The organism is Pseudomonas sp. Irchel 3E20 (assembly GCF_900187645.1).
Classification (GTDB): domain Bacteria; phylum Pseudomonadota; class Gammaproteobacteria; order Pseudomonadales; family Pseudomonadaceae; genus Aquipseudomonas.
Map to the genome: position 1 here is coordinate 1 of NZ_FYEE01000015.1, position 18869 is coordinate 18869.

Sequence of the window (18869 nt, forward strand, 5' to 3'; positions counted from 1 at the left end):
TGCGCGATGGAAAAGCGCGCAAGTGCACCCGAATCCTCACCGTTGGTCAGCAGCGGACAGTGCTAAGGTTCGCCTCTGGTTTTTTGCATTTTTCAAGGAAGCTCCCATGCCGGATGCGACGTCTCTCTTCTTCCTGCAAGAGCTGCTGCAGGGTCACTTGGTGCCAGTGGTCGGTGTCGGCCAGGGTGCCGTCGGGGTCGAAAATCAGGGGGTGTCCCTGTCTGGGCGCGGCTGAAGCGGTTAAGCCAATGGCCGATTATCCTAGCAGGCAATTTTAAGACAGTGGGGCTCAGTCACCCTGCCATTGGCGCCAGCGGGGCAGGGCCTCATCGGACAGCCAAGGCACCGCGTGTTCGGTCCAGATGTGCGCCGCAGGAGTTAGTTGGGGATCGTCGTCCAGGGTGGCGACCCGCAGGATCACATGGGGCTGGGCCGGGCGTTCGGCCATCAGGTGCGATCCGCAGCGCGTGCAGAAATACCGCAACTTGCCTGGTGATGACTCGAAGGTACCTAACGCCTCTTGCCCCGCGAGCCAGCGAAAGTGCTCACGCAGCACTCCGGCAGTGGTGGCGAACGCCGCTGCGTGGGCCTTGCGGCAGGTGTGGCAATGGCAGTGGCTGATGGGCATGTCCAGGCCATCTATTTGATATCGCACGGTATTGCATAGACAACTGCCGTTGAGTGCGGGCACGGGGAAGGCTCCTTTGTGGTTAAGCGCTGGCCAGTTTCGCTCCAATAGTTCAATGCCGCATCCACTCATCTACGCGATGGTTGGCCAACGGCCAACTACAAGGTCGACGAGCATCTGATTGTAGTGCTGAACCTTAACACCTGTTCAAAGGGAAATACTCCGACGGCTCCTATGACGAGCCGCGCGATGTGGTGGTCAACACCCGGTGGCAGCCCTGACAGGTACCGGGCTCTCAAAGGCTCTAGCCAAAGGCTTACACCAGAGCAGTGGTATGTCGTCTATTGCCTGCGCAATGCCCGCGCTAATCTGGCCTCCGTCAACTGCAGCGCAGGATGCGCTCAGGATCAAGGATGATCGACCATAGGCAAGGAATGCTGCGACAGGGAGTCGTAAATGGTCTGGAAAAACCCGCTTCGGCGGGTTTTTTCATGGTCGCGATTTTTCACGCCAAGCCCTGGGCCACGCGCTCGACGATCTCCTCGCGAGCCTTGAGCGACGGTGCCACTCGCAGCAGGGCCTGCTCCAGCACGACGGCCGGGGAGGTGTCCGGTGTACCGCCATGGAAGGGCGGGGCTGGGGCGTATTCAAGTTGCAACTGCACCAGTTGCGCCAACTCCGTGCCATACAACTCACCCGCCAAGACCAAGGCAAAGTCGATGCCCGCGGTGATGCCGCCGCCGGTCAGCAGGTTACCGTCGCGCACCACCCGGTCCTTCACCGCAATGGCGCCCAAAGGCTTGAGCAAGTCGTGGTACGCCCAATGGGTGGTGGCCCGCTTGCCCTTGAGCAGCCCGGCGGCGCCAAGGACAAGGGAGCCGGTGCACACTGAGGTGATGTAGCGTGCCTGGGCTGCTTGGCGCTGGATGAAGGCCAGCGTCGGGGTATCTTCCATCAGCGGGCCGACGCCGGCGCCACCGGGCACGCAGATTACGTCCAGGGCTGGGCAGTCTGCGTAGGTGGTGGTGGGCAGAAGCACCAGGCCGGTGCTGGAGGTGATCGGGGCAAGGTCCTTCCAGATCAAGTGCACCTTCACGTCCGGCAGCGACGCCAGTACGTCATAAGGGCCGGTCAGGTCCAATTGCTGAATTTGCGGGAACAACAGGAAACCGATCTGCAGGGGCATGGCGCTTTTTCCTTGGGAGACGGCCCACCCGACATGGCTGGACGGTTTCACTCTAGGAGCCTAGGATTTGGCGTATCCGCCAATTAGCCCACGAATTACGCCAAATATGCCCAAGACTATTGATGTACTCGCGTTTGCCAACGTGCAGTTGCTAGATGTCACCGGGCCGCTGCAGGTGTTTGCCTCGGCCAATGACCTGGCGCGCCAGCAAGGCTTGCCGCCGCCCTATGTGCCACGGGTGATCGCGCCGGGACCGGAGCCGGTGATGTCGTCGGCGGGGTTGGCGCTAGTGTCGGCGCAGTTGCCATCCCCCGGCCAGCCTTGTGACACCCTGATCGTCGCTGGTGGCTGGGGCGTGTATGCCGCCGCCGAAGACGCCGCGCTGGTGGCCTGGGTGCGCCAGCGAGCGGCGCAGTCGCGGCGCGTGGCGTCGGTGTGCACCGGGGCGTTTTTACTGGCCGCCAGTGGCTGGCTCGACGGGCGCCGGGTGGTTACCCACTGGACCCGCTGCGAGCAGTTGGCGCAGCTGTATCCAAGCCTGCAAGTGGAGGCCAACCCGATTTTCATTAACGATGGGCCGGTGTGGACCTCCGCCGGAGTGACGGCGGGCATCGACTTAGCGTTGGCCCTGGTGGAGGCGGACTTGGGGCGGGCCATGGCCCTGGAAGTGGCGCGACAATTGGTGGTGTTCCTCAAGCGCCCGGGAGGCCAATCCCAGTTCAGCGTGACCCTGGCCTTGCAGCAGGACGGCAGCCGTTTTGATGAATTGCATGCCTGGATCGCAGAAAACCTGAAGCTAGACTTGAACATCCCCAGCCTGGCGCTACAGGCGGGGATGAGCGAGCGCAGTTTCGTACGCCATTACCGCCAGGAAACCGGCCAGACCCCGGCCCGGGCCATCGAGGCAATCCGTGTGGAAAGCGCCCGGCGCCTGCTGTGTGACACGGGCATGGCGGTCAAGCGCGTGGCGGTGCAGTGCGGCTTTGGTAGCGAAGAGACCTTGCGGCGCAGTTTCCTCAAGGCCCTGGGGGTCACGCCCCAGGCTTATCGGGAGCGGTTCTCCGGGCGCGAGGCGGTACCAGGGGGCTGAAGGGCGGCGCAAACACGCGGACTAAAGCACTGAACGCGGTGGTTGACACTAACTGGCCAGCTTCTCTAGGATGTGCCCCATGCGCCGATTTAAACAGCTACTTGCGGGGCGCCAGGGGACCGAAAGGTCACCGATAGAAGCTTGATACTGGCTTCGAAATACCGCTAAAGCGCTGGTTCGGTGTTGCCTCTCACCTGCCCGGCAGAAATTTGAGGCAGAGACACGACACGATGAATGCACCCAGCCCCCTTGTACGTCTTGCGCCGATTACGGCGAACCTTCCCCAGCACAATCCAAAAATCCTTCTCGGTGGCAAGCATCAGCCCACCTTGCTGCGCTATCTCGATGGCTGGCCGCGCCGTACGGGGCGTCCTGCGGCGTTCCTGATCCAGTTCGTGGCCGATGGCGAATCCCTGGCGCGTTTTGCCAGCGATAGTTTCGACCTGGCCGTTATCCAAGCTCCCAGCGGCGCAGATGCCAACGAGATGATTAAACAACTGGTGCGCGTCAGCCGTCAGGGTCTGATTACCCGCCGTTGAGGCTAGGGATAGTCAATCGCCACGATATACACGCACTGTTCGCCGGTCGGCGTCTGCACCCGCACTTCGGCGTCCAGCGCCTTGCCGATCAAGGCGCGGGCCAAGGGGGAGTCGATGCTAATCAGGCCTTGCTTGAGGTCCAGTTCGTCGGGGCCGACGATGCGGTAGCGCGCCTCCTTGCCGCTCTCATCCTCAATGGTCACCCAGGCGCCGAAGTAGACCTTGTTCGGGTCGCTGGGCCGCTCGCTCACCACTTTCAGAGCTTCCAGGCGCTTGGTCAGGAAGCGCACGCGGCTATCGATTTCCCGCAGCATTTTCTTACCGTAGGTGTACTCGGCGTTTTCCGAGCGGTCGCCCTGGGCCGCCGCCTCGCTCACCGATTGGGTGACCTGGGGGCGGCGCACATGCCACAACTCATGGAACTCGGCCCGCATCCGCGCCTCGCCCTCGGGGGTAATCAGGGCGGTGCCAGCGGTGCGGGGAGGGCGGTAGCGGCTCATTGCGGCTTCTTGTGCGGAGGGCGGAGTGGGCGCGAGTCTATCAACCCTCGCGCAGGACTGTCAGGGGGCTGGCATTGAGCGCCCGTCGAGTGCCGAAGACGCCGGCGCTACCGATCAGCAGTGCGCCGATCAATGGCAGCACCAGCAACCAGGGGTGCGGTTGCCAGGGCAGGTCGAAGGCGTAGCGGTACAGCACCAGGCTCACCACTTCCGAACCCAGCGCGGCCAACAGGCCGCTGACCGCGCCGAGCAAGCCGAACTCGATGCGCCGCGCCTTGACCAGCAAGCGCCGCTCCGCCCCCAGGGCACGTAGCAGGGCGCCCTGGCGAATGCGCTCGTCGAGGGTGGCCTGCAACCCGGAAAACAGCACCGCCATCCCCGCCGCCAGAACGAACAGCAGCACGTACTCCACCGCCAGCGTGACCTGGGCCAGGATGCTGCGCAGCTGTTCGAGCAAGGCTTCGACTTGCAGGATGGTCACCGCCGGGAAGGCGCGGGACAGGTCGATGATCTGCTGATCGTTGCCCGGGGCCAGGTAGAAACTGGTCAGGTAAGTGGTTGGCAAATCCTTGAGGGTGCCGGGTTGGAAGATCATGAAGAAGTTGGGCTGAAAGTTATCCCAGTTGATGCTGCGCAGGCTGGTGACCCGCGCCTCGCGATTGACTCCGGCCACGGTGAACACCAGGTGATCGCCGAGTTTGAGCTTGAGGCTTTCGGCCACCTTGGTTTCCACCGACACGCCTGGCAAGTCATCGGGCGGCTGGGCCGGCCACCAGGCTCCCTCGGTGATGGCGTTGCCTGCCGGCAGGTCGGTGGCCCAGGTCAGGCTCAGGTCGCGCTGCACGGCGCGATCGCCGCTCGATTCCTTGGTGACGATCTCGCGCACCGGCTCGCCATTGATACTAATCAGCCGCCCCGGCACTACCGGGTAGAGCGGCGCCGATTGCGCCGACGCCTCGCTCAAGCGTGCGCTGAAGGCATCTTTATCGGCGGGCAGGATGTTGAGGGCGAAGTAATTGGGCGCGTCCTTGGGTAACTGGTTTTGCCAGGTGTCGAGCAACTCGCCGCGCAGCAGCGCAATCAGCGCCATCGACAGCAGGATCAAGCCAAAGGCCAGGGCTTGCCCGGCCGCAGCCAAGGGGTGGCGCAGCAGTTGCCCCAACCCTAGACGCCAGGGCAGCGAAGCCTTGGCCAGCAGGCGCCGCAGGCTTTGCAGCAGAAGCAGCAACAGGCCACCCAATACCAACGCAGCCACTACGCCGCCGCCCAGCAGGGCGAAGGTCAGCACTAGGTCCAGGCTCAGGCGCCACATAATTAACCCCAGGGCGGCCAAGGCTGCGCCGTACACCACCCAGCTACTGGAGGGGATGGGCAACATGTCGCGGCGCAACACCCGCAGCGGCGGCACGCGGCCTAGGGCGGCCAGCGGTGGCAGGGCGAACCCGGCCAGGGCTACCAGCCCGGTGCCGATGCCGGCGATTGCCGGCAGCAACCCGCCCGGTGGAACATCGTTGGGCAGCAAATCGTGGAGCAGGGCGAACAGGCCCAGTTGGGCCAGCCAACCGAGGAGGGCACCGCTGAGGCTGGCAAGCAGGCCGAGGACGGTCAATTGCACGCTGAACAGCAGCAGGGCTTCGCGCCGCGACAGGCCGAGGCAGCGCAGCAACGCGCTGGCATCGAAACGCCGGGCGGCGAAGCGGGCGGCGGACAGGGCCACGGCCACGCCGGACAGCAGCACCGCCACCAGGCTCGCCATGTTCAGGTAGCGCTCGGCCTTACCCAGGGCGCCGCCGATCTGCCGGTTGCCGTCGCGGGCATCCTGCAAGCGCTGGTTGGCGGCCAGCCCCGGTTTTATCAATTGGCGATAGCTTTCCAGGCGAGTGGCCTCGCCGCGCCACAGTTCCCGGTAGCTGACGCGGCTGCCCGGTTGCACCACACCCGTGGCTTGCAGGTCGGCGAGGTTCATCATCACGCGCGGGGTGAGGCTATAGAAGTTGCCGGCGCGGTCGGGCTCGTAGGTCAGCACACGGCTCAGGCGAAGGGTCTTGACCCCTACATCGATGCTGTCGCCGATCTTGAGTTCCAGGGCGGTCAACAGCCGCGCCTCGGCCCAGGCCTCGCCGGGCTGGGGGCCGCCACCGGGCGCTTCTGGTGCGAAGGGTGCGCTGGCGCTTTTCAGTTCTCCGCGCAGCGGGTAGGCCGGGCTGACCGCTTTTACGCTGGACAACTGGATGCCGTTGTCGGTGGCAATGACGCTGGAAAATTCCACCACCGACGCGTGTTCCAGGCCCAGGTCGAGACCGCTCTGGGTCTGCTCCGGGCGCGCTGGCGAGCTGCCTTCCAGCAGCAAGTCGGCGCCGAGGAACTCGGTGGCGCGCAGCATCATGGCGCCATTGAGGCGGGCGCCGAAATAGCCGATGGCAGTGCTGGCAGCCACGGCCACCAGCAAGGCGAAGAACAACACCCGCAACTCACCGGCGCGGGCATCGCGCAGCAGTTGGCGGACGGCGAGGCTGAACAGGCGCAACAGCGGCAGGCGTGCCATCAAGGCTCCAATGGCGCGACCAGCAGGCCGGCTTCAAGGCGGATCAGGCGTCGGCAGCGATGGGCCAGACGTTCGTCGTGGGTCACCAGCACCAGGGTGGTGCCGCGTTCCTGGTTGAGCTCAAATAGCAAGTCGCTGATGCGCTCGCCGGTATGGCTATCAAGGTTGCCGGTGGGCTCGTCGGCGAACAGCACGTCGGGCTCGGCGGCAAAGGCGCGGGCGATGGCCACCCGTTGTTGCTCGCCGCCGGAGAGCTGGCGTGGCGAGTGGCTCAGGCGCCGACCCAGGCCGACCCGTTCGAGCAACTCGGTGGCGCGCGCGCGGGCGTCTTTGCGCCCATCCAGTTCCAGCGGCAGCATGACATTCTCCAGTGCGTTGAGGCTGTCGAGCAGCTGGAATGACTGGAACACGAAGCCCACGTGTTCGGCCCGGACTCGCGCGCGTTGGTCTTCGTCCAGGGTGCTCAGGGCCTGGCCGGCCAGCACCACTTCGCCGCCACTGGGCAAGTCGAGGCCGGCGAGCAGCCCCAGGAGGGTGGATTTACCGGAGCCGGAAGCGCCGACGATGGCCAGGCTATCGCCCTTGTTCAGTTCCAGGCTGAGTTCGTGCAGGATGGTCAGTTCACCTTCCGCGCTGGGAACCACTTTGCTAAGGTTCCGCGCAGTGAGAATGCTTGCGCCCATGGAGAGTCCGATGCGTGTGTGGTTTTTGAGTGCTGGCCTGGCCTTGGTGTGCATGGCCCAGAACGCAGCGGCGGGTACAGTCCTGATCGTGGGCGATAGTATCAGCGCGGCTTTCGGCCTGGATACCCGCCAAGGCTGGGTCGCTTTGCTGGAGCAGCGCCTGGCGCGCGAGGGGTTCGACGACAAGGTGGTCAACGCGTCCGTCAGCGGCGACACCAGTGCAGGGGGCCAGGCGCGCCTGCCGGCACTGCTTGCAGAGCACAAGCCGGCGCTGGTGGTCCTGGAACTGGGCGGCAACGATGGCCTGCGCGGGCAGCTGTCCACGCAATTGCAACAAAATCTTGCGTCGATGATCGACAGTGCCCGTGCCAGCGGTGCCAAGGTGTTGTTGCTGGGCATGCAGTTGCCACCTAATTATGGCGTGCGCTACACCAAGGCCTTCGCCGAGGTCTACAGCCACCTCGCCAGCGAGAAAAAAGTGCCACTGGTGCCGTTTTTCCTCGAAGGGGTGGGTGGCCATCCGGAGCTGATGCAGCGCGATGGCATCCACCCGGCCGCAGCGGCCCAGGGCCAGTTGCTGGAAAATGTCTGGCCGACGCTGAAACCGCTGCTTTGAGACTTTTCTAGCGGCGGTCTTTCGGCTAAGGTGGCGCCCCGATTTGGAGCCCCCGATGCCACGTCCCGCCTGGTCCCTGTTTGCCTATCAACTGATCGAGCCTGATGAACAGCTGGATCTGTTCGCCTGCCAGGAAGTGCGGGTGCACCTGGTGACACGGCAGTTGGAACTGGGCGGCTCAGCGGATCGAACCCTGTGCGGCACCTTGCTGCCCGCGCAGCCGCGGTGGTCGGCGGTAGACCGCAAAATTTTCCAGGACCAACGCCTGTGCCCGCTATGTCGGGCTATCCTCGAATCCCAGAAGCGCGGTACGCCGCCGATCTGGCCGGAGCTGCGCTTCGAGCTGTAACCCGCCACCCCGCCCGCTGACACCCCCCAAGCCCCGGGCCGCGGTGTACAATCGCCTCTTTTGACCTCTTGACCCTGCGAAGGACTTTCCGGATGTTGCCGCGCTTTCCTGCCGTCACCCGCTGCCTGACCCTTGCCGCCCTGTGTGTGGCTGGCCCCGTTGCTGCCCTGGAGCTGCCGTTGCCGCCGCCGGGCGAAGACATCGTGGGCCAGGTGCAGGTCATCAAGGCCAAGTACGAAGACACTTTCGCCGACCTGGGCACCGCCTACGACCTGGGCTACCTGGAAATGGTCGCGGCCAATCCTGGGGTCGATCCGTGGTTGCCGGGGGCGGGTACCGAAGTCGTGTTGCCGACCCGCTTCATCCTGCCGCCAGGGCCGCGCGAAGGCATCGTCATCAACCTGGCTGAATACCGCCTGTATTACTTCCCCAAGGGGCGGAACGTGGTCTACACGTTCCCGCTGGGTATCGGCCGCGAAGGCTGGGGCTCACCGATCGCCCACACCAGTATCGTAGCCAAGACGCCAAACCCGACCTGGACGCCGCCGGCCTCTATCAAGGCCGAGCACGCGGCTGATGGCGATCCGCTGCCTAACGTGGTGCCTGCCGGCCCGGACAATCCCTTGGGGCCTTTCAAGTTCACCCTGGGCACCCCGGGTTACCTGATCCATGGCTCGAACAAGAAGTTCGGCATCGGCATGCGCACCAGCCACGGCTGCTTCCGCATGCTCAACAATAACGTGCTGGAAATGGCGGGCATGGTGCCAGTCGGTACGTCCGTGCGGATCATCAGCGAGCCCTACAAGTTCGGCCTCAGTGGTGGCAAGGTGTACCTGGAGGCGCATACACCGCTGGATGACAAGGGCAACCCCTCGGTGGTGGACAAGCACACCGCCGTCATCAACGCCTTGCTCAAGCGTGAAGACCTGGCCAACAGCCTGCGCATGAACTGGGACGTGGTGCGTGACGTAGTCGCGGCCGAAGATGGCCTGCCGGTGGAGATTGCGGTGCCGACCACTGCGCCCATGATGAGCAGTACCCCGGTCGAGCTGCAGTAGGCGCCTGCCTAGAGCCCGCCAGCACGGAGTCGTGTTGGCGGGTTTTTTATTGCCTGGGTAAAAAGCGGGCAATAAAAAAGCCGACCCAAAAATGGATCGGCTTGATAACAATCCCTAAGGACTATTACTTGCGGCTAGCTTTTTCCAGCATACGCAGAGCGCGCTCGTTAGCTTCGTCAGCAGTCTGTTGTGCTTTTTGAGCAGCAGCCAGAGCTTCATCAGCTTTACGGTAGGCTTCGTCTGCACGAGCCTGGGAGCGAGCTGCTGCGTCTTCAGTTGCAGTCAGACGTGCTTCGGTTTCTTTGGAGACGCTGCTGCAACCGGTAGCCAGAACTGCGGCCAGAGCCAGAGCAGAGAATTTCAGAACGTTGTTCATCGTGTTCCCCTTCAAGGACTTTCAATTAAGTAGCCACTTCCTCAGAGTGAGGAAATAGCCGGCGTACATACTACCCATTACTTGTAGTAAGTAAACTGACGTAGCGCAAGAAGCAAAAAAATTGTAGGCGTTGATTCTTTTTTGAGCAACTTTTCACAGCGTTGTTTAAAAAAACGCAGGCCTGCGCTCCAGGCAGGGCGATGGTTGTAGGCGCCGTGCAGTGTTGCCAACAGTCATTCTTTATTGATTTGTCTAGACTGTAGATTCTGAATCTGTGGTCGGGCTCTCGTATCTTTATCCATATTGAGGTGACTTTAAGAGTGCTGGTTCGTCTTAAGTGTCAATATCCGGCAATGTGCGGGCTATCGACCCGGCATATTGGGTCGAGCCCCTTCTATAGTCCCCCCGGCACGTTGGCCAGCCAACGTTGCAATGACGAGCGCGCCTTGAGCATTTGCGGCAATGGCGCCTACTATTTGATACGTGCTCGGCTGCGCAGAATCGACAGGTCTTGTTTGGTGCCTGGCAGGCACGGGGTGGCGTAGATGTTCCTTCGCCGGAAAAACATCGGTAAGGTAGGGTCGCTAACCCAGACCCGCGAGGAGTAGTGATGAGCGAGGCGTTGTCCATCCACCATGACCAGGTTGGTCATCAGTTCGAGACCAATGTGGACGGTCATCGTGCCTACTTGACCTATATGGACCTGGGTAAACAGACCCTGGATATCTATCGCACCTTTGTGCCCAACGCCCTGCGTGGGCGTGGTATCGCGGCGGCATTGACCGAGCAGGCGCTGGAATACGCCGATCGCATGGGCTACACGGTCATTCCTTCTTGCTCTTATGTAGAGCGCTACATGGAGCGGCATCAGCGACACGCGGCGAAACTCTGACTTCACGCGCTCACCGCAAGCGAATGCCGTGACCGAACGCCTCGCCCCCTTCACCGGGGGCGGGGCGTTTTGCTATGGGAAGCATGCCTGGCCCTCTGCGGGAAAAGTAGGCACATCCTGACTGCGCATTGGCTCCTTGGGCCATATTTCTGGCTTTTTCGGTCACGATCCCGAGATTGTGTTTCAAGGGGTTAGGAATGGCTGTTTCCGACGCCTTTAGGGGCTTCAGTGACGGGGCACCTGTGCTTAACTTCTTTTTTTGGAAACAAAACAAACAGTTAGGAATCGCTTACTCATGGATCTGAAGATTGATCGGCAGGCGCTCGTGCCCGTGGTGCAGCAAATCGTCAACGGATTGGCCAGTTGGATCCGCCAGGACAACGTGCAACCGGGAACGCGCCTGCCCTCCATTCGGCAACTGGCCAGGGAGAATTTGCTTAGCCAGTCCTGTGTGGTGCAAGCCTATGAGCGAATGGTTGCCCAGGGCGTGCTGGCTTCGCGCCATGGCCTGGGCTTTTACGTGGCCTGCGCGACTTCGCTCACGGAGCGCGAAGCTGCGCCTGCGGGCGCAGAACTGGCGTGGGGGCGGGTGGACGAGAGCCCGATGGGCGAATTGAAACTGGGATGCGGCTGGCTTCCGGAGAGTTGGCGCGAAACGGATGACCTCAGCTATGCGATCCGTGAAGTCACCCGCACTGACATGGCGGGGCTCTTTAGCTACAGCACGCCCCTGGGGTTGCCGGCCTTGCGCCAGCAGCTACGCCGGCACCTCAAGCAGGTCGACATTTGCGTGCAAGAGCAGCAGATCCTGACCACCCAGGGCGCCAGCCACGGCCTCGACCTGTTGGTGCGGACCCTGTTGCGCCCAGGCGATTGCGTGGTGATTGAACGCCCCGGTTTTGCCAACCTCCATCGCCTGCTCACGTTTTGCGGTGCCACGCTGTTGGAGGTTGCGCGTACCCGCACCGGCCCGGATCTGGAGGAGCTCGAACGTTTGCTGGCTGAGCACCGGCCCCGAGCGGTGTTCATTAATAGCCTGTACCACAACCCCACCGGCAGCAGCCTCACGCCCACGGTTGCTCGGCGTCTGCTGCAATTGGCCAGCGAATACGATTGCTACCTGGTCGAAGACGATGCCTACGCCGACTTCCAGAACGGCTCATTCGCTCGGCTCGCGGCGATGGACACCGAGGGCCGGGTGATCTACATCGCCAGCCTGTCCAAAACCCTGAGTAGCTCATTGCGCTTGGGTTACCTGGTCGCCAGCCCCGAGCTGGTGGCACGCCTGGCTGAGGTCAAGATGATTACCAGCCTGGGCACCTCGCGGTTCTGTGAGTCTGTGGTGGCGAGCATGTTGGCCACCGGGGCTTATCGAAAGCTGACCCAGCGCTTGCGCCAGCGCCTCAATAAGGAAATGGCGGCCACGTTGCAAGCCCTCGAAGATGCCGAGTGGGAGGTGTTCACCCGCCCTACCGGCGGCATGTTCATCTGGGCACGGCCGGCGAAGGGCGATGAGGCGCAGGTGCGCGAGCAGGCCACTAGATGCGGCGTGCTGCCGTCGATGGGCGATGCGTTCCATGTGCAGGCCGAGTCTAGCCCTTGGCTGCGGATCAATGTGGCCTATGCCGGCGACCCGCGGGCCCTGGCATTCTTCCAGGCAATGTTGCCGTCGCAGTGATGCGCACTGTCCTGAAAACGACCTCGGCATAGCTTTTTGCCATTATTGCGATGGCTAAGGCTTGTGCTCGGGGTTGGCCCGTTGCGACTCTGCAGGTAGAGAAATGGCGTATTGCCATTGAGCAAGGCAAGGGGACCGCACGCAATGAATACGGCCATTGAAGGGCGTTTCGCCAACCTGGGCATGGCGAAGAAGCTGGCGATCGGTTTTGTGCTGGTGTTGTTGCTGACCGCTGTGGTGGCGGTCATAGGTGTGTGGTCCCTGCAGGCCATTGGCCGCCAGTTCGACGGGCTCAAACAAATGTCTTCCCTTAATAGCCGTTTGCTCGCGGTGCGACTGCTGGAGCAGGACTACGCCTTGCGTGGTGACCCGAAAACCGTCGAAGCCCTGCACGAAGGCACAGACGCCTTGGTGGTGCAGGCGCGGCAGCTCAAGGCCGATTCGCCCGCCAACGGTCAGCTTATGGCGGCGGTCGAGCAATCCCTGGGCGCCTATCGCCAGGCCTTCGACGAGTTTGTCGATTTGACTCAAGCCAAGGAACTGGCCCTGGAAATGGCCAGTTGGTCGGTGTCCAGCGTGGCCAATAACCTGGACGTGCTCCAGGCCGGCCTGATCGATGATGGCACTTACACCCTTAAGGAAACCCAGGGCAAGGACGGCGCCGCATTCGTCGAGCAGGCAAGCCAGATCAGCCAGGTGTCGAAATTAATGCTGCAAGCGATGAACGAAGCGCGGCTGCGCCTGGATCAGAACCGCAAGGGCGAGGACGCCGCGCAAGGCCAGATCGAGCAAGCGCAGCAGGCGCTGGCACAGGTCGAGCAGCTCAAAGGCTTGGTTACGGACGACGGTTACCGGACTGTATTGGGCGAGGTGTCTGGGCACATCGCCAGCTTCGGTGAAAAACTCAGTGAATACACGGCGCTGCTGGCCCGGGAGAACCTGGTGTACCAGCAATTGCACGAGCGGGCCGCCGAGGTGGTGGCGCGGGTCGATCAGGCCTATGGCGTCGAGGACCAGGCCATGCAGGCGCGCATCAAACAGAGCATGTTGTTGATTAGCGCGTCCTCGGTGCTGGCGTTGCTGGTGGGGTTGCTGGCGGCATGGGGGATCACCCGTTTGATCGTGGCGCCGTTGCGCAGCGTGATTGCGGTTGCCCAGCGCATCGCCGCGGGGGACTTGACGGCCATGGCTCCCGTCACCCGGCGCGATGAAATGGGCCAGTTGATGCAGGCCATGGCGCAGATGGGCGAGGACCTGAGCCGCATGGTCAGCGGGTTGCAGGTAGGCATCGAACAATTGGCCGGTGCAGCCCAGTCGCTGTCGGCGGTCACCGAGCAGACGCACCGGGAAGTCAGTAGCCAAAAAGAAGAAACCGAACAAGTGGCGACGGCCATGAACCAGATGACCGCCACCGTGCATGATGTGGCGCGCAACGCCGAACAAGCGGCCCAGGCGGCGCAGACTGCGGACGACAAGGTCGAGGGCGGCCAGCAGGTGGTGCGCCAGAGTTTGCAGCGCATCGAGCAACTGGCGGGTTCGGCCACGGCGGCCAGTAACAGCATCGAGAGCCTCAGTGCGCAGATCCAGAACATCGGTACGGTGCTGGAGGTCATCAAGAGCGTGGCCGAGCAGACCAACCTGCTGGCGCTGAACGCGGCCATCGAGGCGGCGCGCGCGGGCGAGCAGGGCAGGGGCTTTGCCGTGGTCGCGGACGAGGTGCGCGCGCTGGCCCGGCGTACGCAGCAATCGACCGAGGAAATCGAACGCCTGGTCAGTACCTTGCGCGCAGCGGCGAGTGCTTCGGTGCAGCAGATCCAAGGCAGTGGTGAGTTGGTGAAGCTGGCTGTCAGCGATGCATTGCAGACCGAGAGTGCCTTGGGCAGCATTGCGGCGGCAGTGTCGTTGATCCAGCAAATGAATCAGCAGATTGCGGCGGCGGCGCAGCAGCAGAGTTCGGTGGCCGAGGAAATCAACCGCAGCGTCACCAGCATCCGCGCCAGTGCCGAGCATTCGTCACTGGCGATGCAGGGCAATGCCACCTCGAGCATCGAGTTGGCGCAGTTGGGCGGGCAATTGCAGGGGATGGTGGAGCACTTTCGCCTGTAGCAGGCCGGTATTGCGGGCGGGGGGAGAGCGCCCGCCCACGTCGGTGAGCGTGGGCGGGCATTGGCCGTCAGTCGTAGATGACTTTCTTCTTCCAGTCGGCGTCGGCTTCTGCCGCTTTGAGGCCTTCGGTCAGTTCGTTGGCTTCGTCTTCGGTAGGCTGGATGTTGGTCAGCACCATGGAGTTAGCGCGGGCCAGGAGTTTTTCCAGGTACTTGAGCTGCTCGTTGTACACCGCCGGGTCCGGCTGCTTGCGCAGGTATTGGGCGCCGCGCTCGAACGCCAGGCGAGCCTGGCCCGGTTGGTTTTGCTGCAGGGCGTGCTGGCCCAGGTTATTGAAGAACTCGATGTGCAGCAGCACCAGCAGGTGGCGAATTTCCCGCAGCCAGTGCTTGGCCTCGTTGGTGGGCAGAAAGCCATCTTGCACCGCGCGAGTGACCTGGCCGTGCAGCGCTTCGAGCAGGAAACGCACGTCCTTGGCCTTGGCTTCGGTCAGGATCGGCCCCGGCGGGTTGTTGACCGGGATCGATTCGCCCTGGGCCACCAACGCCTGGAGTTCGGCAATCCGCGCTTTGATGGACGGGTCGGACTTGTTCAGGTTGAGCAGGCGCTGGGTGACATTGAGTTCCAGGCGCGTGAGCAGCAACTTGAGGGCTGGCGTCATCAACTGGCCGGGAAAGGTCTCGGTGATTTCGCCGCAACGGCGGATACGGTCATTGAGTTCTACCCGGGTACGCGCCTTTTCCAGTTTGTTGTTTTCCACCACATGGTTCATGTAGCCAATGGCAATCAATAGGACAATCCCGGCTATGACTAGCAGGGCGATCATGAGTGGTGTCACCGGTAAGGCCTCTTCAGGGGATTGGCGTGCGAGTGTAGTGGCTTAGCCTATAGGCGCATAGGCCCGTACGACGAGTTGGAGCCGGTCGCTTCGCTGCTTATATAAGGGTAGTAAACGATGGGTGCACTTTGCCATCATCTGGCTCGGTGAACTATAGCGTCTTGTCGGGCGCCAGAATATAGGCGCCAAACACCGGGCGGCACAAATCCCGGGGAGCGCCCTGAAACCACCCCGAAGTCATTGATTTAAATAAATTTATAGTTGGGGGTTGACGACCCCCCAATCCATCCATAGAATGCGCGCCACTTACAGCGTAAAGCACACAGCAAACACGCAGTAAGCAGTGAATGTTGTACGTGTGTCCCCTTCGTCTAGTGGCCTAGGACACCGCCCTTTCACGGCGGTAACAGGGGTTCGAGTCCCCTAGGGGACGCCATTGCGGGAATAGCTCAGTTGGTAGAGCACGACCTTGCCAAGGTCGGGGTCGCGAGTTCGAGTCTCGTTTCCCGCTCCATTTTTAAACGGTGTTGCTTTCGGGCGGCACTGAGTGAAACCAGGACCAAGCCTTCGGGTGAGGGTCTGGGCACTGGGATACACACCATGTGTTCCAGTTAGCGTGTCCCCTTCGTCTAGTGGCCTAGGACACCGCCCTTTCACGGCGGTAACAGGGGTTCGAGTCCCCTAGGGGACGCCATTTGCGGGAATAGCTCAGTTGGTAGAGCACGACCTTGCCAAGGTCGGGGTCGCGAGTTCGAGTCTCGTTTCCCGCTCCATTTCACGAAAACGCCGCTCAATAGAGCGGCGTTTTTGTTTGTGCGCGATTTGTCGATTTCGGTGTTAATGAGACGTATTATCAATCTTGTTTCTCTGCGCTTGCTTTTCCCTTAGACTCCGCCCCGCTGGCGCCAAGTGCCAGTTTGCAGACAAAAAAACAACGATCTGTCGCAGGGGAGCAGGGCATGCCTTTCAAGAGACGCACCTGGGTGCTGGCCATCGGGTCGGCGTATTACCTGGCGCCTAGCGCTTGGGCTGACACCGTCACGAACGTGCTGGAAATCGCGCCGATCACGGTGACTGGGGAAAAAATCAACCGCACCCTGGCGCAGACCCAGTCCAGCGTGGTGGTGGTCACCGAAGAAAAGCTGCGCGAACACGGCGATAAAGACCTGGTGGACGTCTTCGCCCGCACCCCCGGCGTCTACAACCAGGCCGGCAATGAAACCTGGGGTATTCGCGGCGTGCCGGTGTCCGGTTTCGATGACCAGGGCCCGGCCACCCTCAATGGCGCCATTTCGGTATACGTTGACGGCGCCCAGCAGCCCAACCGCGCCTTGACCCTGAGCCCCACGCCGCTGTGGGACGCCGAGCAGGTGGAAGTGTTCCTTGGCCCGCAATCGACCACCCAGGGGCGTAACTCCCTGGCCGGTGCGGTGGTGATCCAAACCAAGAATCCTACATTCGAGCCGAGCTTTTCCGCGCAGACCAACGTCGGTAACTACGGCGAACACGGTGCTGCCGTGGCCGGTGGCGGTGCGCTTGTGCAAGACAAGATCGCCGGGCGCATTGCCGTGGACTACCAGGAAGGCGACGGCTTTATTCGCAACGTCGACCTGCACGACGACGCCAACCCTCGTCGCACCAGCAATGCCCGCGGCAAATTGCTGATTCTGCCGACAGACGATGTTGACGTACTGTTCACCTACGCCCACAACGAGCACCGCCAGGGCGATCGCTCGGTGATGCGGGTCAACGACAAGGTGCAGTACTACAAGATTTCGTCCGACACCCAGGCGTTCGACAACCTCAAGCAAGACACCCTCAGCGCCAAGGTCGATTACCGCTTGAACGACGCCTGGACCCTGACCAGCCTGACCGCCAACACGCATTCGGACTACAGCGCCCGCTTGGATTTCGACCAGAGCGCGACGGCCAACGATGTGGTCCTGCGCAATCAGGACGGTGACCTGTTCAGCCAGGAACTGCGCCTGGGTTATCAATCCGAGACGCTGCGCAGTTTCGTCGGCGCCTACTACGGCAACACCACCAACAACTTCCACGATCGCCTGCTGTTCGACAAAGTACTGGGCGGCACCACCAAGGGCGATACGCGGATCCAGAACCAGGCCCTGTTCGGCGAGATCAACTGGACCTTCGTGCCGCGCTGGACCCTGATTACCGGCCTGCGCCTGGACCACGAACAGAACGACACCGACATCGACCAGGACGACTTCTCCAGCGCTGGCAAGGTCAGCAAGTCGTTCAATGCCGTGCTGCCCAAACTGGGCATTGACTACGAGTTGGCCACCGACCAATTTGTCGGCTTCATGGTGCGCAAGGGCTATCGCGGCGGTGGCGTCAACGTGCGCGCCGGTGGCGGCCACGCGGCCTACGACCCGGAATACACCACCACCTACGAGTTGTCGTACCGCGGCGCGTGGCAGGAAAAAACCCTGCGCGCCCGCGCCAACCTCTACTACACCGACTGGAAAGACCAGCAGGTTAGCGTGCTGGATGACGCGGGCAACTTCGTGCACATCTATAACGCCGGGCGCAGCGAGATCAAGGGCCTGGAGCTGTTCGTCGAGAAGGACGTGAGCCGCCACCTGACCCTGACCGCCGGCGGTGCGGTGACCGATGGCAAGTACAAGGATTTCGTCACCGGCAATGGCGAGGACATGAGCGGCGAGTCGTTCCTCCATTCGCCCAAGTACAAGGTCTCGCTGGGCGGCACCTATCGCCTGGACAACGGCTTGAGCCTCAATACCGACGTCACCTACCAGGCCGCGAGCCCTTCGCAGTACCAGTTCAACGACGCGGGCAAGGTGACCGGCGAGCGCAAAAGCGACAACTACGTGCTGGTCAACTTCAACGGCCAGTACCCCTTGACCCAGAACGTCACCGTCTCTGCCTACGTGAAAAACGCCTTTGACAAGGAGTACGTCACCAACAACCGCGTGGACGACATCATCGACGTCGGCGCCCCGCGTACCCTGGGCCTGGCGCTGCGCTACGACCTGTAGCGCCGCGGTTCGCCGGGGGTTACAGCGACAACATCAGGCGCCCGGCGAACAGAATCAGGATCAGCCCCATGCTGCGCTCGAACCAGTGCCCTAGGCGCAGGAATACCTGGCGCACCCGGGCGCTGGAAAAAAACAGCGCGACGATGACGAACCACGCCGCGTTGACCAGGCACATCCACACCCCGTACAGCGCCTGCACCTGCAACGGTGTCGAGGCGCTGACCACGGTGGTGAAAATCGCCAGGAAAAACAGCGTCGCCTTGGGGTTGGTGGCGTTGGTCAGGAACCCGGTCATAAAGGCCTTGCCCAGGCGTTGCCGGGGCGAATCGGGTTCCGCTTGCGCCATGCCTTCCAACTGGCTGCGGGCCTTGCTGCGCAGCAGGTTGATCCCCAAATACAAAATGTAGCCAGCGCCCACCACCTTGGCCACCGTCAGTAGCCAGGGCAGGGCGTGCATCAGTGCACCCACGCCCAGCAGGGTGTAGAGCACGTGCACGGAAATCCCCGCGCCAATGCCCAGGGCGGTGCACAGGCCCGTGAGGCGGCCGAAGCGCACGCTTTGGCGGATGGTCACGGCGAAGTCCGGGCCGGGGGCGATCACGGCCAGCAGGTGAATGGTGGCCAGGGCGATGAATTCGCCCAGATAAGTCGAGAGCATGGCGGTTCCAAAAGGGCGGGGAGTGCGGCGGCTGGCGATCAGCGGTATGGGGCGCAGTATAAACTTGCGCGCGATAGTGGATAATCCGTGCAAATTTCAATGGACTT

General features: G+C 62.4%; 17 protein-coding genes, 4 tRNA genes and 2 pseudogenes. 15 read left to right on the forward strand and 8 right to left on the reverse strand.

The features are described from left to right. A partial coding sequence (locus CKW13_RS24600) for a hypothetical protein (RefSeq protein WP_218192067.1) occupies nucleotides 1–235 on the forward strand: 235 nt, incomplete at its 5' end. Between the two features lie 54 nt (nucleotides 236–289). On the opposite strand, the gene CKW13_RS21540 is transcribed toward CKW13_RS24600, so the two are convergent. Both CKW13_RS21540 and inhA read right to left on the reverse strand, forming a co-directional pair. Further along, nucleotides 290–691, reverse strand: a complete 402-nt coding sequence (locus tag CKW13_RS21540; protein ID WP_256576648.1) for a GFA family protein — start codon at nucleotides 689–691, stop codon at nucleotides 290–292. Nucleotides 692–1133: 442 nt separating this feature from the next. Continuing rightward, nucleotides 1134–1814 carry an isonitrile hydratase gene (inhA, locus tag CKW13_RS21545; protein WP_095110802.1) on the reverse strand — a complete coding sequence of 227 codons (681 nt, stop codon included), beginning with the start codon at nucleotides 1812–1814 and terminating at the stop codon, nucleotides 1134–1136. A 106-nt stretch (nucleotides 1815–1920) separates the two neighbouring features. On the opposite strand from inhA, the gene CKW13_RS21550 reads away from it, so the two are divergent. Together CKW13_RS21550 and CKW13_RS21555 are read left to right on the forward strand one after the other, a co-directional pair. Further along, on the forward strand, nucleotides 1921–2904 hold the full coding sequence (locus CKW13_RS21550; protein WP_095110803.1) for a GlxA family transcriptional regulator: 984 nt from the start codon (nucleotides 1921–1923) through the stop codon (nucleotides 2902–2904). A 230-nt stretch (nucleotides 2905–3134) separates the two neighbouring features. After that, nucleotides 3135–3443, forward strand: coding sequence for a hypothetical protein (locus tag CKW13_RS21555; RefSeq protein ID WP_095110804.1), 309 nt, complete (start codon nucleotides 3135–3137; stop codon nucleotides 3441–3443). A 2-nt stretch (nucleotides 3444–3445) separates the two neighbouring features. On the opposite strand, the gene greB is transcribed toward CKW13_RS21555, so the two are convergent. Genes greB through CKW13_RS21570 form a run of 3 tightly spaced genes read right to left on the reverse strand, consistent with a single transcriptional unit; the run spans nucleotide 3446 to nucleotide 7171 of the window. Then, the gene (gene greB, locus CKW13_RS21560) at nucleotides 3446–3943 is read right to left on the reverse strand and encodes a transcription elongation factor GreB (protein WP_095110805.1); all 498 of its coding nucleotides are present in this window, start codon (nucleotides 3941–3943) and stop codon (nucleotides 3446–3448) included. A gap of 40 nt (nucleotides 3944–3983) precedes the next feature. Further along, the gene (locus CKW13_RS21565; RefSeq protein WP_095110806.1) at nucleotides 3984–6488 is read right to left on the reverse strand and encodes an ABC transporter permease; all 2505 of its coding nucleotides are present in this window, start codon (nucleotides 6486–6488) and stop codon (nucleotides 3984–3986) included. Next, on the reverse strand, nucleotides 6488–7171 hold the full coding sequence (locus CKW13_RS21570) for an ABC transporter ATP-binding protein (RefSeq protein ID WP_095110807.1): 684 nt from the start codon (nucleotides 7169–7171) through the stop codon (nucleotides 6488–6490). The genes CKW13_RS21565 and CKW13_RS21570 overlap by 1 nt, the downstream gene beginning before the upstream one ends. 10 nt (nucleotides 7172–7181) lie before the next feature. Here CKW13_RS21570 and CKW13_RS21575 point away from each other — a divergent pair, with 10 nt between their 5' ends. The 3 genes from CKW13_RS21575 to CKW13_RS21585 all read left to right on the forward strand — a co-directional run bounded on the left by CKW13_RS21575 (nucleotide 7182) and on the right by CKW13_RS21585 (nucleotide 9194). Beyond that, on the forward strand, nucleotides 7182–7787 hold the full coding sequence (locus CKW13_RS21575) for an arylesterase (protein ID WP_095110808.1): 606 nt from the start codon (nucleotides 7182–7184) through the stop codon (nucleotides 7785–7787). Nucleotides 7788–7842: 55 nt separating this feature from the next. Beyond that, nucleotides 7843–8136 carry a hypothetical protein gene (locus CKW13_RS21580; RefSeq protein WP_095110809.1) on the forward strand — a complete coding sequence of 98 codons (294 nt, stop codon included), beginning with the start codon at nucleotides 7843–7845 and terminating at the stop codon, nucleotides 8134–8136. A 92-nt stretch (nucleotides 8137–8228) separates the two neighbouring features. After that, complete coding sequence (locus CKW13_RS21585) at nucleotides 8229–9194, forward strand: L,D-transpeptidase family protein (protein WP_095110810.1); 966 nt, start codon at nucleotides 8229–8231, stop codon at nucleotides 9192–9194. Between the two features lie 124 nt (nucleotides 9195–9318). Here CKW13_RS21585 and oprI read toward each other — a convergent pair whose 3' ends face one another. Continuing rightward, complete coding sequence (oprI, locus tag CKW13_RS21590) at nucleotides 9319–9570, reverse strand: outer membrane lipoprotei OprI (RefSeq protein WP_003172710.1); 252 nt, start codon at nucleotides 9568–9570, stop codon at nucleotides 9319–9321. A 610-nt stretch (nucleotides 9571–10180) separates the two neighbouring features. Here oprI and CKW13_RS21595 point away from each other — a divergent pair. The 4 genes and pseudogenes from CKW13_RS21595 (at nucleotide 10181) to CKW13_RS25060 (ending at nucleotide 14246) form a co-directional block, all read left to right on the forward strand. Continuing rightward, on the forward strand, nucleotides 10181–10462 hold the full coding sequence (locus CKW13_RS21595; protein WP_022640086.1) for a GNAT family N-acetyltransferase: 282 nt from the start codon (nucleotides 10181–10183) through the stop codon (nucleotides 10460–10462). Nucleotides 10463–10757: 295 nt separating this feature from the next. Continuing rightward, nucleotides 10758–12172: pseudogene (locus CKW13_RS21600) on the forward strand (PLP-dependent aminotransferase family protein). Nucleotides 12173–13184: 1012 nt separating this feature from the next. Continuing rightward, nucleotides 13185–13388 (forward strand): annotated as a pseudogene (locus CKW13_RS25055) (HAMP domain-containing protein); the annotation flags it as partial. A gap of 15 nt (nucleotides 13389–13403) precedes the next feature. Further along, nucleotides 13404–14246 (forward strand): methyl-accepting chemotaxis protein, encoded by an 843-nt coding sequence (locus CKW13_RS25060; RefSeq protein WP_371856252.1) that lies wholly within the window; start codon nucleotides 13404–13406, stop codon nucleotides 14244–14246. Between the two features lie 67 nt (nucleotides 14247–14313). On the opposite strand, the gene CKW13_RS21610 is transcribed toward CKW13_RS25060, so the two are convergent. Further along, on the reverse strand, nucleotides 14314–15084 hold the full coding sequence (locus CKW13_RS21610; RefSeq protein WP_095110813.1) for a hypothetical protein: 771 nt from the start codon (nucleotides 15082–15084) through the stop codon (nucleotides 14314–14316). 360 nt (nucleotides 15085–15444) lie between these two features. Here CKW13_RS21610 and CKW13_RS21615 point away from each other — a divergent pair. The 5 genes from CKW13_RS21615 (at nucleotide 15445) to CKW13_RS21635 (ending at nucleotide 18104) form a co-directional block, all read left to right on the forward strand. Then, nucleotides 15445–15520, forward strand: a tRNA-Glu gene (locus tag CKW13_RS21615). Between the two features lie 2 nt (nucleotides 15521–15522). Next, nucleotides 15523–15598: transfer RNA gene (locus tag CKW13_RS21620), tRNA-Gly, on the forward strand. A 104-nt stretch (nucleotides 15599–15702) separates the two neighbouring features. Next, nucleotides 15703–15778 (forward strand) — tRNA-Glu (locus CKW13_RS21625). Between the two features lie 3 nt (nucleotides 15779–15781). Next, nucleotides 15782–15857, forward strand: a tRNA-Gly gene (locus tag CKW13_RS21630). Between the two features lie 186 nt (nucleotides 15858–16043). Then, on the forward strand, nucleotides 16044–18104 hold the full coding sequence (locus CKW13_RS21635) for a TonB-dependent receptor (RefSeq protein WP_095110814.1): 2061 nt from the start codon (nucleotides 16044–16046) through the stop codon (nucleotides 18102–18104). 19 nt (nucleotides 18105–18123) lie between these two features. Here CKW13_RS21635 and CKW13_RS21640 read toward each other — a convergent pair whose 3' ends face one another. Then, complete coding sequence (locus CKW13_RS21640) at nucleotides 18124–18762, reverse strand: LysE family translocator (protein ID WP_095110815.1); 639 nt, start codon at nucleotides 18760–18762, stop codon at nucleotides 18124–18126. Nucleotides 18763–18869 lie beyond the last annotated feature (107 nt).

Excerpts from the sequence above, each read along its gene's own strand:
- inhA (WP_095110802.1), bottom strand. The coding sequence starts at position 1,814 with ATGCCCCTGCAGATCGGTTTCCTGTTGTTCCCGCAAATTCAGCAATTG.
- CKW13_RS21550 (WP_095110803.1), top strand. The coding sequence starts at position 1,921 with ATGCCCAAGACTATTGATGTACTCGCGTTTGCCAACGTGCAGTTGCTA.
- CKW13_RS21555 (WP_095110804.1), top strand. The coding sequence starts at position 3,135 with ATGAATGCACCCAGCCCCCTTGTACGTCTTGCGCCGATTACGGCGAAC.
- greB (WP_095110805.1), bottom strand. The coding sequence starts at position 3,943 with ATGAGCCGCTACCGCCCTCCCCGCACCGCTGGCACCGCCCTGATTACC.
- CKW13_RS21565 (WP_095110806.1), bottom strand. The coding sequence starts at position 6,488 with ATGGCACGCCTGCCGCTGTTGCGCCTGTTCAGCCTCGCCGTCCGCCAA.
- CKW13_RS21570 (WP_095110807.1), bottom strand. The coding sequence starts at position 7,171 with ATGGGCGCAAGCATTCTCACTGCGCGGAACCTTAGCAAAGTGGTTCCC.
- CKW13_RS21575 (WP_095110808.1), top strand. The coding sequence starts at position 7,182 with ATGCGTGTGTGGTTTTTGAGTGCTGGCCTGGCCTTGGTGTGCATGGCC.
- CKW13_RS21580 (WP_095110809.1), top strand. The coding sequence starts at position 7,843 with ATGCCACGTCCCGCCTGGTCCCTGTTTGCCTATCAACTGATCGAGCCT.
- CKW13_RS21585 (WP_095110810.1), top strand. The coding sequence starts at position 8,229 with ATGTTGCCGCGCTTTCCTGCCGTCACCCGCTGCCTGACCCTTGCCGCC.
- oprI (WP_003172710.1), bottom strand. The coding sequence starts at position 9,570 with ATGAACAACGTTCTGAAATTCTCTGCTCTGGCTCTGGCCGCAGTTCTG.
- CKW13_RS21595 (WP_022640086.1), top strand. The coding sequence starts at position 10,181 with ATGAGCGAGGCGTTGTCCATCCACCATGACCAGGTTGGTCATCAGTTC.
- CKW13_RS25060 (WP_371856252.1), top strand. The coding sequence starts at position 13,404 with ATGGTCAGCGGGTTGCAGGTAGGCATCGAACAATTGGCCGGTGCAGCC.
- CKW13_RS21635 (WP_095110814.1), top strand. The coding sequence starts at position 16,044 with ATGCCTTTCAAGAGACGCACCTGGGTGCTGGCCATCGGGTCGGCGTAT.
- CKW13_RS21640 (WP_095110815.1), bottom strand. The coding sequence starts at position 18,762 with ATGCTCTCGACTTATCTGGGCGAATTCATCGCCCTGGCCACCATTCAC.